The organism is Streptomyces sp. NBC_01431 (assembly GCF_036231355.1).
Taxonomy (GTDB): domain Bacteria; phylum Actinomycetota; class Actinomycetes; order Streptomycetales; family Streptomycetaceae; genus Streptomyces.
On the sequence record NZ_CP109496.1, the window covers coordinates 7420306 to 7436225 of the forward strand.

15 protein-coding genes are annotated in these 15920 nt (G+C 69.8%); 4 read left to right on the forward strand and 11 right to left on the reverse strand.

Features of this window, described 5'->3' with window-relative positions:
- Nucleotides 1–261 precede the first annotated feature (261 nt).
- The 4 genes from OG522_RS33900 to OG522_RS33915 form a co-directional block, all read right to left on the reverse strand.
- Nucleotides 262–1131 carry a GNAT family N-acetyltransferase gene (locus OG522_RS33900; RefSeq protein WP_329466870.1) on the reverse strand — a complete coding sequence of 290 codons (870 nt, stop codon included), beginning with the start codon at nt 1129–1131 and terminating at the stop codon, nt 262–264.
- Between the two features lie 262 nt (nt 1132–1393).
- Complete coding sequence (locus OG522_RS33905; RefSeq protein ID WP_329466871.1) at nt 1394–2779, reverse strand: (2,3-dihydroxybenzoyl)adenylate synthase; 1386 nt, start codon at nt 2777–2779, stop codon at nt 1394–1396.
- 425 nt (nt 2780–3204) lie between these two features.
- The gene (locus OG522_RS33910; RefSeq protein ID WP_329466872.1) at nt 3205–4545 is read right to left on the reverse strand and encodes a lipase family protein; all 1341 of its coding nucleotides are present in this window, start codon (nt 4543–4545) and stop codon (nt 3205–3207) included.
- A 340-nt stretch (nt 4546–4885) separates the two neighbouring features.
- Complete coding sequence (locus OG522_RS33915; protein ID WP_329466873.1) at nt 4886–5911, reverse strand: GlxA family transcriptional regulator; 1026 nt, start codon at nt 5909–5911, stop codon at nt 4886–4888.
- 297 nt (nt 5912–6208) lie between these two features.
- Here OG522_RS33915 and OG522_RS33920 point away from each other — a divergent pair, with 297 nt between their 5' ends.
- The 3 genes from OG522_RS33920 to OG522_RS33930 all read left to right on the forward strand — a co-directional run bounded on the left by OG522_RS33920 (nt 6209) and on the right by OG522_RS33930 (nt 9844).
- A complete protein-coding gene (locus OG522_RS33920; protein ID WP_329466874.1) occupies nt 6209–7159 on the forward strand; it encodes an NADP-dependent oxidoreductase in 951 nt (316 codons plus the stop codon).
- Nucleotides 7160–7444: 285 nt separating this feature from the next.
- Nucleotides 7445–8395, forward strand: coding sequence for an SDR family NAD(P)-dependent oxidoreductase (locus OG522_RS33925; protein ID WP_329466875.1), 951 nt, complete (start codon nt 7445–7447; stop codon nt 8393–8395).
- A 282-nt stretch (nt 8396–8677) separates the two neighbouring features.
- Nucleotides 8678–9844, forward strand: a complete 1167-nt coding sequence (locus tag OG522_RS33930) for a serine hydrolase domain-containing protein (protein ID WP_329466876.1) — start codon at nt 8678–8680, stop codon at nt 9842–9844.
- Nucleotides 9845–9960: 116 nt separating this feature from the next.
- Here OG522_RS33930 and OG522_RS33935 read toward each other — a convergent pair whose 3' ends face one another.
- The 4 genes from OG522_RS33935 to OG522_RS33950 form a co-directional block, all read right to left on the reverse strand.
- A complete protein-coding gene (locus tag OG522_RS33935; RefSeq protein WP_329466877.1) occupies nt 9961–10524 on the reverse strand; it encodes a dihydrofolate reductase family protein in 564 nt (187 codons plus the stop codon).
- 58 nt (nt 10525–10582) lie between these two features.
- Complete coding sequence (locus OG522_RS33940; RefSeq protein WP_443074853.1) at nt 10583–11605, reverse strand: sigma-70 family RNA polymerase sigma factor; 1023 nt, start codon at nt 11603–11605, stop codon at nt 10583–10585.
- 53 nt (nt 11606–11658) lie between these two features.
- The gene (locus OG522_RS33945; RefSeq protein ID WP_329466878.1) at nt 11659–12183 is read right to left on the reverse strand and encodes a MepB family protein; all 525 of its coding nucleotides are present in this window, start codon (nt 12181–12183) and stop codon (nt 11659–11661) included.
- A 144-nt stretch (nt 12184–12327) separates the two neighbouring features.
- The gene (locus OG522_RS33950; protein ID WP_329466879.1) at nt 12328–13197 is read right to left on the reverse strand and encodes a helix-turn-helix domain-containing protein; all 870 of its coding nucleotides are present in this window, start codon (nt 13195–13197) and stop codon (nt 12328–12330) included.
- A gap of 75 nt (nt 13198–13272) precedes the next feature.
- Between OG522_RS33950 and OG522_RS33955 the strand changes: the two genes are divergently transcribed.
- Nucleotides 13273–13686, forward strand: a complete 414-nt coding sequence (locus OG522_RS33955; RefSeq protein ID WP_329466880.1) for a nuclear transport factor 2 family protein — start codon at nt 13273–13275, stop codon at nt 13684–13686.
- Between the two features lie 166 nt (nt 13687–13852).
- Here OG522_RS33955 and OG522_RS33960 read toward each other — a convergent pair whose 3' ends face one another.
- The 3 genes from OG522_RS33960 to OG522_RS33970 all read right to left on the reverse strand — a co-directional run bounded on the left by OG522_RS33960 (nt 13853) and on the right by OG522_RS33970 (nt 15698).
- Nucleotides 13853–14497 carry a dihydrofolate reductase family protein gene (locus OG522_RS33960; RefSeq protein ID WP_329467842.1) on the reverse strand — a complete coding sequence of 215 codons (645 nt, stop codon included), beginning with the start codon at nt 14495–14497 and terminating at the stop codon, nt 13853–13855.
- Nucleotides 14498–14773: 276 nt separating this feature from the next.
- Nucleotides 14774–15055, reverse strand: a complete 282-nt coding sequence (locus OG522_RS33965; protein WP_329466881.1) for a hypothetical protein — start codon at nt 15053–15055, stop codon at nt 14774–14776.
- 100 nt (nt 15056–15155) lie between these two features.
- A complete protein-coding gene (locus OG522_RS33970) occupies nt 15156–15698 on the reverse strand; it encodes a DUF1707 SHOCT-like domain-containing protein (protein WP_329466882.1) in 543 nt (180 codons plus the stop codon).
- Nucleotides 15699–15920: the final 222 nt, after the last annotated feature.

The following is a 15920-nucleotide window of genomic DNA, read 5'->3' on the forward strand; positions in this document are numbered from 1 at the left end:
TGTGCTGTGGATGACCTCATCCTGGCCAACCCAGGACTGCATAGTCATCCAGTTTCACGCATCCTTTTGCGACACAGCACATCTGTACAGGTGAACGAACCTGGACAGTCAGGACAACTCGGCCGCGATAGCCCGTCCCGCCCTCAGTCCGGACGAGAGTTCCGCGTGGACCGCTGTGATCCGCGGGGTGTTGTCACCTCGTGGCGCGTCCGGCCGGGCAGGGGGCGGTGGCGCCGGCCGGGCCGGCGGACGCGCTTTCGGTCAGTGGGCGTCCCGGTACCGGTCCCGGACCTCGGCGCGCGGCTGGAAGCCCGCTGACGTATAGGTGGCGACGCCGCCGACATTGGAGCTCGGGGTGCAGACAAGCGCGCTCGATGAGCCCAGTTCCTGGAGTGCGGCCGCCGCGGCGACGGTGATCGCCTGGCCGTAGCCCTGACGGCGATGGTCGCGGTGCACGCCCATCGGTTCGAGCAAACCTGGCCTGCCCGGACCGGCCGACCACACCGTCACCGCAGCCACCGCGTTGCCCCGGTCGTCGTACGCGACCAGACAGCGGGCGTCCGCGTACGGCAGTCCGGCCGCCATCGCGTGCCAGTGCTCGTCCGTGAACCTCGACCCGTCGAAGGCTGCCCGATGGACGGCGGTATACACATGAGCCTGCTCAGGACCGACCGTCTCGATCCGCACGCCCGGGTCCCTCACCGGTTCCGTGAGGTCGTGGCGCAGCGGTGTCCACGGCTCGTCGGTGTCCCAGCCGTCCTCGAAGAGCAGATGCTGGACGAGCGCCCCCGTCGGGGCCTCGATGTTCGCCCTTCCCTCGGGCAGCACGCCGCGGCCGGGCTCGGTCACGTCCTTCACCAACTGCTGTGCCAGCTGCTCCTCTTGCTGAGCGTCCGGCGCGATCGTCAGCCGCAAGACCCGGGGGCCGTCCAGCAGCCCGACGGCGAGAATCCGCCCGTTCCGGCTCCATGTCCTGACCGCCACGGCGGTCGCTTGCGCACCCCATCGCCAGAACCAGCCCAGGTCGCCCGGATGCAGTTGCATCGGCGACCCTTCGTACTGCCACTCCCGCAGCACGCTCACGGCTTCGCTCAGAGCGTCGACTCCCGGCTCGTTCAGCACAATCGCCATACCCCATGACACACCACCGCGCCGACAGCACGCACCCGGTTTTCTGCCGGTCGGCGTGGTGTGGCGCGGGCTTGGGATGGCACCCGGGCTCGAAGGCGAAGCGGCCCCGCCGGCGCGGACGCCGCGCCTCCTCCCGGAGGCAAGCGGAGGGTCGCATTCATGGCGGCGACGTGGTGCGACGGCCGGCGGATCCTTCCGGGTCCGTCGGCGACGGCTGACAAGTGGCGACCACCGGTGTTGCCCGGTCAACTCCCTTATGTCACTAGCCAGTTGGAGCCTGGCGGTCGGCCTGTGGCGGGCCGTCCCTGAGGCGACCGGTCACGACCAGGTTGCCGTCCGGAGTGCGTCGCGCGAGGGTGCCGGTACGGAAGTAGCCGTCGGTGGTGAACGCGCGCGCGTTGAGGCCGGGCGCCCGGTAGTAGCCCCGCAGGGTGTACGGACCGCGGGCGAGCAGTTCGCCGGGTTCCCCGTCGGGCACGGCCTTGCCGTCGGCATCGACAATCCGGATCTCGTCGTCGGGCGAGAGCGGACGGCCCTGGGTGGTGACGACGGTCTCGGCCGGGTCTGCGGGCCGGGTGAGAGTGAGCAGCCCCTCAGCCATGCCGAAGATCTGCTGTAGGCGGCAGCCCAGTTCGGGGCCCACCCGCTCGGCGGTCGCCCGCCGCAGGGGAGCGCCACCGATCTGCACCAGACGTAGACTTCTCAAGTCGGCCTGAATATTGGGGAGTTCACTGAGCCAGAGCTCCGCGACGGCGGGAACCACCGACGTGATGGTGACCCCCTCCCGCTCGATGGCCGCAAGGCATTCCACGGCTCCGAAGTCCTCCGCCAGGACGACGGTTCCGCCGACGGAGAGGGCGCCGACGATGCCGGGGCAGCCGAAGGTGAGGTTCAACTCGGCAGGCAGCGCCGCGAGATAGACGTCGTCTTCGGTGAGCGACACCAGCTCGGCCGCGGCCCGCACCTGGTAGAGGAAGTCGTTGTGGGTGCGCGGAACGAGCCTGGGCGTCTCGGTCCTCTCGCCGGTGAGCAGGAAGAACGCCACTTGGTCGGCGCTCTGCGTGAGCGCTCGGTCGGGCGGGGAGTCGAGGGAGTCCAGCGGGAAGTAGTGGCAGCCCGACGGGTCGGTCGTGAAGCCGCCGTACGGGGACGAGGCGCCCGGCGCCTCCAGGGGGAACACCCGCCGCAGAAAGGGCCCTTGGGCCGCGATCTCCGCGGCCATCGCCGTGTGGTCGAAGCCCTGGTACGTCGAGGGACCCACATACCCGACGGCCTGGGTGATCCGCACGAGGTGGGACACCACGGGCGCGCGGTGCGAGACCGGGCAGAAGACGGGGACCACGCCGGCGCGCATCAGCGCGAACACGGTGATGACGAACTCGGGAACGTTCGGAAGCTGGACGACGACGCGCTGGCCGGCCCGCAGTCCGCGCAGCCGGAACCCGGCGGCCATGCGGTCCACGCGCCGGTTCAGGGCCGCGTATGTGACGCGGGTGTCGCCGTGCACGAGCGCGGTCCGTGGCCCGTACCGCAGGGCCCAGTCGCGCAGCAGGTTGTCGAGCGTATTGCCGCGCCAGTGCCCGGCCATCCAGTAGCGGTTGACGAACTCATCGGGCCAAGGGGTGCAGCCGTCGAGCATGGGTGCCATTCGCTTCCTTCCGCGCCGGTCAGGGCCGGTTCAGTACGGCGGCCGCCAGCAGGAGCCGGGCTTCCCTGGGTAGTCGGGCCGGTCGACACACATCCGAGTCCATGCCGCACTCCCGCCCCGTATCGCTCCCCGATCAAGGGGCAGCAACCCCCACCGTCCGTACAGGCCTTGGCAATCCAATGCGGCAACTCCTGCACAGGCAATGCGCTTTCCGGACCACGGAAGCTGAATCGCCTTGGCGGAACGACCAATGGGCGACCCTGACCAGGTGGAATGGTGGTGCTCCAAGTGGACGGCGACGGCGGCCACCCCAACGCGGACTCGCGCCATGGCAGAACCTCGTGACGTGCGGCCCTGCCCGGCGTTCGTCCGGATCGTCATTGAGGGGCCGACGCCATGGCGATCGCGCCCGACCCGCTGCGGGGTCAGGAGACCGGTGTCGGCTGCTCCGGCGCCAGCGAGTTGCCCGACGGGATGTGCCCGCAGTCGGACGGAGCCTTCCGGTCGGCGAACCGGTCGTCCAGCCATCCGATCGCTCCGGGCGCCCAGGCCGCGGCCACGGGGACGTGGCTGAGCAGGTTGTACTGGTGGAAGGCGATCGAGTCGTTGCCGGTGGCGCAGTACTGCCGGGCGAGGGAGCGGACGTCCCCGGCGACCATGACCCCGTCGCCGGTTCCGATGCCGGGCGGGTTGCCGAAGGTGCCTTCGACCACTCCTCCGTTGCCCTGTGCGATGAATCCGGGAACGGTCGGGGTGGCGGCCGAACCGAGGTTGATCTTGTTCACCGCCTCAACGAACTCGGTGGCCGAATTCGGGTTGGCGTACTGCGGCTTCGCCAGCTCCTTCCAGGTCAACCCGGGGTAGTGACCGAGCGCGTTGAGGAGCGAGCCGTGTTCGAGCGCGCTGTACACCTGGAGACCGTAGCTGTTCAGGTACTGCTTGAGATCGATGCCGTACGACCGGGCGACCCCGATGATCGCCATCGGGATGACGCCGGACCACACGACGGCACCGTTCACGTACTTGAGGTTGTGCGCCGGATCCACGAGCAGGCCGCCTTCGGCGAAGCCCACGAGCCTCCTGTTGACGTCGGGCGCGTACTTCGGCGCGAGCGCCGCCGCCCAGTTGGTCGCGATGGCACCGCCGGAGTAGCCCATCAGGCCGACCTTGGTGTCGGCGTCCATGCCGGTCCCGGTCTCGGGGTCGGTCGCGGCCCGGATCGAGTCCAGCGTGTTGGTCGCGTACTCCGGACCGGCTGCGAAGTCGGCGGTCTGCCCTTCGGTGTCGGAGATGACGACGTTGTAGCCCTTCGCCAGCAGCGGTACGAGGAAGAGGTTCTCCGCGTTCGCGATGACTCCGCCGAGGGTGACGTCACCGGCGATGGCACGGGAGGGCCCGTCCTGCGGGTTCAGGGAGTCGTAGAACGACTGGTAGGAGACCGCCTTGCTGCCGTCACCCGTGATGCTGCGTACCACCGTGGTCACGTTGGCGGCCGGGCGGCCCTGAGCGTCGTTGGTGCGGTAGAGCAACTGGACTGCCTTGACAGGCGTGGGCAGGCCCACGATGTGGTACTGCAACGTCCGCTTCTTCAGCACGGCGCCCGGAGCGTACGAGGACAACGCCTTGCCGCCGTCGTAGGTGTAGAACGGATCGCTCGTCCCGGAAGCCGACGGCGTGGCGGCCGCGGCCGTGGCCGCCGGAACGGCGGTGGTGGCCAGTGCCGTGACAACTGCGGTCGCCAGCACTCGTGTGGTGTGTCTGAACATGACTTGCCCCCGCGGATCGTGAAATGAGTCACGGAGTTGACCCGGGGGTAAGTTACCTAGAGGTAACTGCACTGTATAGAGCTTTGACTGAAGACGTTTGCGGATCCACGACCTGATCCCTGACGCCTCGCCTCATACCCGGCGCCCCCGGCCTCTCGCGCTTGTCACCAAGTCATTCGCTTGTTTAGAGCCGTATACACAAGCGCTGGTGCCTGCCCGTGCGATGCGGATGTCGAGGGTGTGTCGCCTCTGGGGTGCCGGACCTCGCGGCCGCGCATTTCGCTGGTCACTCGGCCACTGGTGAGATGGGCGGCGGCGCCTTTGGGCCGGGTGAGCCAGGTCATCGGGGGCGCCCCGGCGCGGTCGGCTCCGTCCTCGACGGCGCGCGATCCCCGGCCTGTTCGCCGTCGGGGGAGCCGTCGGCCCGGAACGTACGGCGGTATGCCAGGGGTGAGACCCCCAGCTCCGCGTTCAGGTGCTGGCGCAGTGAGGCGGCGGTGGCGAAGCCGATCTCGAACGCGATCTGATCGACGGTCAGGTCGGTTGATTCCAGCAGGTTCCTGGCGCGTGCGATGCGCTGCCTGGTCAGCCACTGACCGGGAGGCAGGCCGGTCTCGGCGCGGAAGCGGCGGATGAAAGTGCGCACGCTCATGTGGGCGTGCTGGGCCATCCGTTCCACGGTGAGTTTGTCGCCGAGCTGCTGGAGGATCCACTGACGGGTGCCGGAGGTGGACGCGGCGGGATCGTCGGGGACGGGGCGCTCGATGAACTGCGCTTGTCCGCCCTCGCGAAAGGGTGCCACGACGCAGCGCCGCGCGGCGTGGTTGGCCAGGTGCGCGCCGTGGTCGGTGCGGATCAGGTGGAGGCACAGGTCCACCCCTGACGCGGCACCGGCGGAGGTGAGCACGTCGCCGTGGTCGATGAAGAGCACCCCCTCGTCGAGGGGGATGTGTGGATACCAGTCGCTGAACAGCTGCGCGCTCTCCCAGTGGGTGGTGGCCACGCGTCCGTCGAGCAGGCCGGTCGCCGCCAGGACGAAGCACCCGTTGCAGATGGAGGCGATCCGCGTGCCGGGGCGGATCCGGGCGAGGGCGGCGGCGACGGTCTCGGGCACTTCACGGGTGAGCCGTGCCGTCGAGACCGGCGTGATGATCACCGTGTCGGCCGATGCGAGTGCCTCCGGACCGTGCTGCGGGAGGACAGAGAAGCCGGCGTTGGTCTCGACCGGACCGCCGTCGCAGGAGCACACGAGAACCTCGTACCGGCCGTCGGCGGCACCTAGAACGCGCGTGGGGATCCCCAGCTCGAAGGGGTAGACCCCGTCCAGCGCGAGGACGGCGACCCTGTGCGGCCGTGAATGACTCATGGCGTAATTCTATCGCGCGTGCTGCTTCTGCCGCTGGGGACGCGGAAGCGTGAGGGTGGCCCGCGGGAGATGTGGGCGCGGAAGTGTTGGGGTGGCTCGCGAGATGTGGCCTCGCCGCCGTTGCGTCAGCCCCGCCGTTCCCATGCGTGGCCCGGGGATCAGACCCGTCCGGAGGTCAGGGGGCGGCGACGCGGCGAGGTGGGTGGCGACGTCGATACGCGACCTTGGCATGATTCCATCGCATGTTGTCATTTCTGCCGTTGGTGAGGTGCCCGCGTGGGACGCAGGCTGATGTCCATGAGTAAGAACACGATGTACGCCATCAGCCAGAATGCCTTCGGCGGACCTGAGGTCCTTGGGGAAGTCGAGACCGCTCGGCCCGACCCCATCGGCAACGAGATCCTCGTCGCCGTCCACGCCGCGGGACTGAATCCCACCGACTGGAAGCACCGCGCGGGAATGATGCGTGTCGGCGAGCCGCCGTTCACGCTGGGCTGGGACGTGTCCGGCGTTGTCGAGGCGGTCGGTGCCGGCGTCACCGGGCACGAGCCCGGCGACGAGGTGTTCGGCATGCTGCCGTACCCGAACGGACACGGTGCGCACGCTGAGTACGTGACCGCTCCCGCCCGTGCCTTCGTGCCCAAGCCGTCCTCGCTCAGCCACGTCGAGGCGGCCGCCCTGCCCCTGGTGTCGATGACCGCCTGGCAGGCGATTGTCGACACGGCCGAAGTGCGGCCGGGGCAGCGGGTGCTGGTGCACGCGGCGGCCGGCGGGGTGGGTCACGTCGCGGTGCAGATCGCCAAGGCGCGCGGTGCATACGTCATCGGCACGGCCTCCGCCGCCAAACACGACTTCGTCACGAGCCTGGGGGCCGACGAGGTCATCGACTACCGCACCCAGGACTTCGTGGCGGAGGCCCGGGACGTGGATCTGGTCCTCGACCCGTTCCTCGGCGAGGACCGGCTGCGTTCGCTGGAAACCCTGAAGCCGGGCGGCCTGCTGCTGTCCATCCTGCCCATCGAGTTCGCCCAAGTGGAGGCGCGTGCAACGGAGTTGGGCGTGCGGGCCAAGGCGATGCAGGTCGAGTACGACCACACGGGCATGGCAGGCGTCGCCGCATTGGTGGAGTCCGGTCGGCTGCGCCCGCACGTCTCCGGCACGTACCCGCTGGCCGAGGCCGCGAAGGCGCATGCCGAGGGCGAAACGGGCCGCGTCGTCGGAAAGCTGGTCCTGACGGTGCGGCCGTAGGGGCTTGGCTTGCACTCCAACCGCCACCCAGGCGCGGACCGCGGCCGCCGCGTCGCCCGCGCCGGTGGCCGTGGGCGGCGGCGCGGACGCTGCGTACTGCGGTAACGCTCCGCACGAAGAGGGGAAAAGGGAACGCGGCTCGGCTGCCGTTCCCCGGAGGGCTGTCGGGTATCTGTCGGGCGGTGACCGTGATCTGTCGGCGGTGTGTCGGTGGACGGTGCGACCTTGGAGGAGTCGGTGCTCCCCGTGAGCACCTTGCCCTCCGAACGCAAGGAACCTGCCATCGTGTCTTCCGCACAACTGAGCCCACCCTGGAACGTTCACCGGCTGCCGTCGGCCAAGGGCAGGAGCTTCCTGGTCACCGGCGGCAACGCCGGGATCGGCTACTTCGTCGCGGAGCAGCTCGCCGCCACCGGCGCCCTGGTCGTACTCGGCAGCCGGGACGCGGCGAAGGCCGACGCGGCCATGGCCTCGATCCGTTCGTTCGTCCCCGGGGCGCACGTGCGGCACCTCCCGTTGGACCTCGCCGACCTGTCGTCCCTGAAGGCCGCCGTGGACAGGTTGGACCTCGATCATCTCGACGGAGTGGTCCACAACGCGGGGGTCGCGCTCGACGCTCCACCGCGTCGGGAGACCAAGGACGGCCACGAGCTGATGTTCGCCACCAACCACCTCGGCCACTTCGCGCTCACTCAGTGGCTGGCGCCTCTGCTCCGCGCGGCACCCGCGGCCCGCGTCGTGACGGTGGGAAGCTTCGCCGCACGGACCGAGCGACTGGACCTGGGCGATCCACAGTCGCTCCGGGACTACCGGCCCAAACGCACCTACGGCCGATCGAAGCTGGCGCAGATGTCCTTCGGCTTCGAGCTCGATCGCCGCCTGCGGGCCATGGACAGCACAGTGCTCAGTGTGGTGGCCCACCCCGGTGGCGCGCTGGACTCCCTCACCCCGTCCCGCCCGTCACTACCCGCGACGACTCCGGGCGAGCGGTTGCGCGCCCTGCCCGCCGGGCTCGTGGTGCAGGGCAAGGACGCCGGAGCATGGCCCATCGTCCGCGCCCTCCTCGACTCGGAGGTGCGGGGAGGGCAGCTGTGGGGACCGAGGGTCTTCGGGCTGCGGGGCACACCACGGCGTGAACCCGCCCGCTCTCATATGACCGACCCGGCCGTGGCCGCACGCCTATGGACCCTCAGCGGTGAGCTGACCGGCACCGATCCGCACCTCGGATTCCGGTAGACGCAGGACCGGGACGGGCGGCGACGGACTACCCGGGACCAGTCCGGTGGGTCGGGGTGCCGTGGCGCGAACCGGCCCCGCGAGGGCTGAACCCCACATCAAGCACCTCGAAGCCGACGGCATCGTGGTGGTGGGGCGGGCGGCTCCCTTCCTGTGCCGGTCACCCACGTGCGTACCACGGCCGGGTGAAGGCGGTGTCCCGACGTTTCCCGGCCTGGGCCGGACGGTGATGGTCAGAACCGGACCCGTCTGTCCTTCAGCCTCGCCTGCCAGGAGTACGCCATGCCGCTGTCCCGCTCCCGCCTGCTGCTCGCCGTGCTGATCACTGCGTCGGCGGCAGGTCTGGCGCCCGCGCCGGCGTCGGCCTCCCGAGTCCCGGCCGATCGGCCCTACGGCAACAGCCGGTTGCAGCGGCGCCTGGAGGAACTCGTCCACGCTCCGGGCGGCCCGCCCGGGGCCGTCGCCGTGCTGCGGCGCGGTGAGCGTACCGAGGTGGTGCGTGCGGGAGTCTCCGAGGTGGGCACCGGCCGACGACCGCAGGCCACCGACCACATGCGGATCGCCAGTGTCGCCAAAGCGTTCAGCGGAGCGGTCGCGCTCGGCCTGGTCGATCAGGGAGTGCTCGGGCTGGACGACACCATCGGCGACCGCCTCCCCGCGCTGCCCGCGGCCTGGGGCGCCGTCACCCTGCGCCAACTGCTCAATCACACCAGTGGCCTGCCCGACTTCAGCGCGGCCCCGGCCTTCCGCGAGACCCTCCTCGCCGACCCGCACCACCGGTTCGATTCCCGCCACCTGCTCGACTTTGTCGCGGACCAACCGCTGAACTTCCCACCGGGTACGGCGTACCAGTACTCCAACTCCGACAACATCGCCGTCGCGCTGATGGCCGAGGCAGCCTCGGGCCACCGGTACGAGGAACTGCTCCACACCCTCGTTGACCAGCCGCTCGGCCTGCGCGAGACCACCCTTCCGCAGGGCTTCGAACTCCCCGAGCCCTATCTGCACGGGTACGCCGTCCAGCCGCCCGCCCCACCCGAGGACGTCAGCACACTGATCGGCGCCTCGGGCGTATGGGCCTCCGGCGGCATCGTGTCCACCCCGGACGACCTGGGCACCTTCATGGGTGCCTATGCGGGCGGCCGACTCATCGCACCGGCCGTCCACGCACAGCAGCTCACCTTCGTCGACGGTGCCTCCGAGCCCGCTGGGCCCGGCCGCAACGAGGCCGGTCTGGCGATCTTCCGTTACACCACCCGCTGCGGCACGGTGTACGGCCACACCGGCAACACCCCCGGCTACACCCAGCTCGCGGTCGGCACCCCGGACGGCAGCCGCTCCCTGACCTTCTCCATCACCACCCAGGTCAACCAATCCGGCAACCCACAGTTGCTCGGTCAACTCCGCGACGTCCAGGAGGACTTCGTCTGCTCGCTGCTACAAGACTGACCAGCGCGAACCCAGCCCACGCGGTCCGTCCGCGAGGGCAACCGGCCGCAGTAGTGCCGGTCGCACGTAGTCGGCGGGGTCGGCGGGGGTCTCGTACAGGGCGATGAAGCGGGTGGTCATCGGCTTGCCCTCCGGTAGTGGGTGAGTACGGCGGCGCCGACCCGCTCGGCAGCCAGGCACTCCAGGTCGGTGTGCGGGCCGTCGGCCGGGAAGAGCCGCCCCCCGGTACCGACGACGGTCGGGAAGGTCAGCAGCCGGTACTCGTCGACCAGGTCCGCGGCCATCAGGCGGTGCACGACACTCAGGCTCCCGGAGACGACCACGTCCCGTCGCTCGCGTTCGACGGCGTCGACCAATTCGCCTTCAATGAGCTGGGAGTTCGCCCACACTGACATGTCGGCGTGGCTCAGGGTGCGGGAGGCGACCAGCTTCGGCACGGCGTTCATCCGCGCGGCGAACGGATCGTCGCGGCCCGGCCAGAGTCGCGAGAACAGCTGCCAGGTGGCACGCCCCAGGAGCAGTACCCCGTCGTCCAGTGTGCGGCCGAGCCGGAACTTGTCCCCGGCGACCGTCTGGGGGCCGTGCCGGAACGCCCAGCCACCCAGCGGCGTGCCATCCGACCCGTCCGGATCGGAGACGATCCCGTCCAGGGTCGTGAACTCGATAACGATGACGCTCATGATGAGCCTTCCCTTCGGTTCGGTGCTCACCAGTACGTACTGGCCGCACCGCCCCGACTCATCGCTCGTCGCGCAGATCTTTGGCGGAAGTTTCGCGCGGCAGCCCGAAGGCCTCGAAGAGATCCGGATCGGCGAACACGACGTTGTGCCCGATCTGGCCGCCGGTGATGGTGAGGACCTGCACGCTGTGCGGCTGGTGCCCGCCATCAGGCCGCGGTGCGTACGCGGCGAGCGCGGGCTGCCCGTTGGCGGTGAGCTCTCGCATGCTCCAGCCCGTGCCACGCGTCTCGAACACCCTCTCCAGGAATCGGCCGTAGTCCCGGCTGCCCCGGTACCACAGCGGCACCGGCGGCATCTCCAGCACCGCGGAGTCGGCCAGCAGTCGCACCAGCGCGGGGACATCCGCCGCCTCGAACGCCCGCATGTACCGCTGGACCACGGCCCGCACCTCGGGATCGTCGGGCTCGGTGACCGCACCGGCATCGCCCACAGCCGCGAGGGCGGCACGAGCGCGCTGCAACGCGCTGTTGACCGCCGCGACGGTGGTCCCCAACTGCCCGGCGACCTCCGCGGCCGTGAACCCCAGCACCTCACGCAGCACCAGCACCGCCCGCTGCCGCGCCGGCAGGATCTGAACCGCCGCCACCCACGCGAGCCGCAGATCGGCCCGCACCTCCACGTCGAGCCGAGCGTCGGCGAACGGCTCCAGCCAGGGGACATCGGCCGGTACCAGCGGGGCCCGAGGATCGTCGCTCGGCAGCCCAAGGCCGGAAGGCAGCGGACGCCGGCCGCGCCCCTCCAGCGCGGTGAGGCATGCGTTGGCCGCGATCCGGTAGAGCCAGGTCCGCACCGACGCGCGCGCGGGGTCGTACCGGCCCCGGGCCTTCCAAGCCCGCAGTAGCGTCTCCTGCACCAAGTCCTCGGCCTCGTGAAACGAACCGAGCATCCGGTAGCAGAACGCCAACAACTCACCCCGGTACGGTTCGAAGTCCACAGGCCCATCATGCCGCACCCCGCTACCCGCCCGCTGCTGCTCGTGCCTCGTATGGCCGGGAGTGCGAAGCGGACCCGGGCGCCTCAGGAGTTCCAGTCACCCGCACCGGCGCCGCGGTGCCTGCCGGACGGTGGGAACACTCATGCGCGGTAGAGGGTGAGGGCGCGGGCGAGGTCGGCAGGCTCGTCGTGGCCGAGGCGGAGGAAGTAATCCGTCTGCCATAGCTGCGTGGCACGGGCCTGACGGCTGGTCGTGGCTGCCCATGGTGGGTAGACGCGGAAGCCACGTTTTCCGCCGGAGCCGTTGCGGGAGACGATGCCGCGCTCGCTGAGTACCTTCTGCGGGAACACGAACTGCCCGAATCCGCCGTCGTCGCGGCTGCTGATGACGAACAGGTCCACTCCGTCATCGGTGTCGAAGGGCCGGATCGGCCCCTGCTCGGAACGCTGCCACAGGGTGACGAACTGACCGACCTTCGTGGGGGTGGTCTTGGCCACGCGAAACCGGACCGAACGGCCGTCGAGCGTGAACGCGTGAGCAGCGTACTCGGCGCTCTCCGGTTCGGGCACCGCGAGCGAACAGGCGAAGCCGCCGGGGTCGTAGACCCACGTCTTCGCCGCCATCAAGTCATCGTTGAGCCCCGCCCACGGCTGGTTCATTGCCATGTCGCTCATCCTTTCACCACGACACGGCCTGCGGTGGGCCCGGCCCTGCCGCCCCGAGCCGCACCCGGACGGGCATCTCGGCGCGGCACGTGTCAGGACGGCGCGGCACACGTGTCAGGACGGCGCGCCGCCGCCTCGCCGGAACTACCCGAAAGCCGAAGCGTCCGTCTCGACCACACCGTGCCCCGCCCACGCGATGTCGTCCGCCGCCAGCCCCATGTCGCCGGCCAGCGCCGCCGGAGTCATTCCGGTGAACGCCACGACGTCTCGGTGGAGATGGGACTGATCGACGTAACCGCACTCCGTCGCGACCCGCGCCGCGTTGTCGCCCACGGTCAGGAGATGGGCCGCGCGGCGAAAGCGAACCAGTGTCGCGGCGCGCTTGGGAGGCAGGCCGATCTGCGACCGGAACCGGGACCAGAGGCGCTTACGGCTCCAGCCCACCTCTGCCGCGAGATCCTCGACCCTGACCTCGCCACGGCTGACGACGATCCGGTCCCAGGCGCGGACCACCTCCGGGTCCACCCGTGGACCAGCCACCCGGCGACGGGCGAGCAGGGCATCCGTCAAGACGAAACGGTCCTCCCACGACGGGGTGTCGCCCAGCTGCTCCCGAAGCCGTGCGGCGTCCCGGCCCCACAGGTCATCGAGGGCGAGCACGGTACGGTCCAGCTCCGCCGGGCAGACACCCAGCACGGCGTACGCGACCACCGGCGACAAGCGCACTTCCACACATGTGACGTTCACGCCCCGCATACGGACGGCACGAGGTGTGAGCCCGGCGACGAAGCTTCCGCACTGTTGCCGACCGGTGGCATCGCCCACGACGAGCGAGCCGTCACCGACCTCGACGAGCAGCGTGACGGCCGGGTGCGGGATCACCGGCAGGTCGACGGGGGCCGGGCCCCGGTCGCGGAACCCGGCAAGGCTGACGCCGGCTGTCCGGCTGGGCCGCGACAGCATCGCGATCTCCCAACTGGCCACATTCCCGGGGCCGTTCGCGGTTGTTCGCATCGCCCCATGCTAGGAGAAGGCCCACCGGAACATTTGTCCAAGACGGCGGCGCGCACTGAGGGCGACAGTGGGCTCATGAGCATCATCATCCAGAAAGCCTTCCAGGCTCTCGCCAGCTGTGACCCCGACCGGATCTCGGCGGTCCTCACCAAGGACGCCGAATGGCTGTCCCCTCCCGGGAACGCCACGGCCGTCGCGCTTGAGGCGACCCACCACATGGTCGGCAGGGAGGCGATCGTGCGCTTCTTCGCCGAGGACGCTCCCCGGCTGTTCGCGCACGATGTCGCCCTCACCTTCCACCAGTTCCATACCGATGCGGAGCGAGTGGTAGCGGAAGCGACCATGACCGCGACGCTCGCCAACGGCAACCCCTACAGCAACGACTACTGCTTCGTCTTCGAACTCCGGGACGGGCTGATCCACCGGGTTCGCGAGTACGTGGACACAGCCCGCGGTTACCGCTTGACCTTCGGCGGCGTACCGGAGTGACCCTCACCGCTTGACCCCGATTTCATCGGCCCGTCCCGACGAACAACAACGCTGGCGGCCGCGCGGCGTCGGGGGACCGGGCGAGGTGAAACCGGCGGATTGAGTCCCCGTCCTCGGGGCAGCTGCGGGAGGGCGTACGGTCGGCCGGGGCTGCCCCGAGGTCTGGTCACTTTCGCCAGAACAGGTGGTGGGTCACCCCGCTCGGGCTGGGCACGACGTCCAGGTGGAAGCGGTCGAGGAGCTCTTCCGGGGACTCCCAGAGCCGTACTCCGGAGCCGAGTTTCACCGGCGACACCACCACGTGCAACGTGTCTACGAGGTCGGCGTCGAGGAACTCCCGGATGGTGGTCGCCCCGCCGCCGAGACGGACGTCCTTGCCCTGCGCCGCCTCCCGCGCCTGCTCCAGGACCGAGGCCGGATCACCGTCGACGAAGTGGAACGTGGTGTCGGAGAGCGTGAACGAAGGACGTTTGTGGTGGGTCAAGACGAACACCGGCGTACGGAACGGGGGCTCGTCCCCCCACCAGCCCTGCCACTCGTGATCCTGCCAGGGCCCGCGCTGGGGCCCGAACTTGTTGCGGCCCATGATCTCGGCACCGATGTTGCGGGGATAGTCCCGGGTGAAATAGTCGTCCAGGCCCCGGCTGCCCCCGGGATCGGTACGCATCGGCCAGCTCGCCGTCGCCCCGGCCCAGGCGAACAGCCTCCCGGGATCGACATGGCCAAACGGCCTCTCAAGGGTTTGGTCCTCACCGGCACCGATCCCGTCACTTGAGACATTGAAGTTCTGGACCCTCAACAGCTGAACCACGAGTTCCTCCTTGATGGTGACTACGGTGTTGAGACTCCCCGGGGCGGACAAACTCATCACCCCTCGGCGATAAATCGGATCGGGCCACCTGGACGTCACCGGCACGCACGCCGCGCCCGGACACCGGAACCGGACGTCCCTCCCGGGAGAACCGCCGTCTCGGCCGGGGAACGCGCTTCACTGGCCGTGCGACCGGCGGGCAGGCAGAGGGCGCAGGGGACGTGCCGCGCCCAGAGGCCGGATGCCGAGGCCGTCGGGCCCGCGGAAGGCCGCCCTCTAGAGGGGGTCCAATTCACCCAGGCCCATGGCGCGCAGGGTGTGATTGGCCATCTGAAGGTGGCCGGCTGCGTTCGGATGGGCCGGGTCGTCGAGCCAAGGGACCGGGTCCGTCGTGCCGTGGTGCTCCCGCCAGTGGGCCTCGTGGTCGATGAGCAGGGCGCCGGTGTCCTTTGCGACCTCCCGTACGGCCTCGCAGTATGCGGGAAGCGCCGCTCGCCGTTCCCGGCCGGAGAAGCTGACCAACGCCGGCGTGTGCAGGACGACCTGCGTCCGCGGCATCGCCCACTGCCCGCGGCCCGATGTGGCGGGGCGTCATGGCCCGACGTGGTTCGGCACCCCAAGCGGCGCCCCTGCGACATGTACCGGTAGCGGACGGGCCTCAACGCCGAGCGTGGCGGATCTTCAAGCGTCCGAACCCCATGGTTCCGGAGATCCGGATCGTCGGGCCACCGGGCCGGGAACGCGGCCGGGGCTTGTAGCGCGAGTCCTTCCACCCGGTGCGCAGATCCTCCACATCGACGATTGCGTCCCGAGGAACCGTGATCTTGGCTCTGCCGGTGCCGAGTTGCAACTCGATGTCGACCACCGGGTACTCGATGACCGCGCGGGACAGGTCCAAGTGCACCCTTCCGAATGCGGACTCGACCTTGAGGATCCGGGGCACCCGCCATGCGCCGCGCCGCCGGATCCGTCCGGCGGCGACGGCAATGGCCGACGTGGTGCCCGGATTCCTCTCCGGCAGCGCGACCAGAACCGACACGAGCTCGCCCTGTGTCTTGGCGGTGAGCACCCGGTGGAGCCGTTCGTCCAACTCCTGGTGCGAGACGTGCCCTTCCGCGTACGCCTCCTGCAGACGTTGTACGGCCATGTCGCGTTCGTCCTCGGCGATCAGCGGCGGCGGGTCTTCCGGCAGCGAGGTCACCGCTTCACTCTAGTGCCGGTGATGTGAACGCGCCGAGGCCCGGAGCGGACGGGTTCATCCGATGGGAAGGCCGACCACTCTTCCTCCCGCGCAGCCGTGCCACGCCCACCGGACGCACTTGAGGGCGGCCATGGGTTCGCGGCCGGATGCCTTCGCCGGTATGGCGGGTCGGGACGGGCGTGTACATCGCCGGGTGTACGTACGTTCAATCCCGGGGTGCAC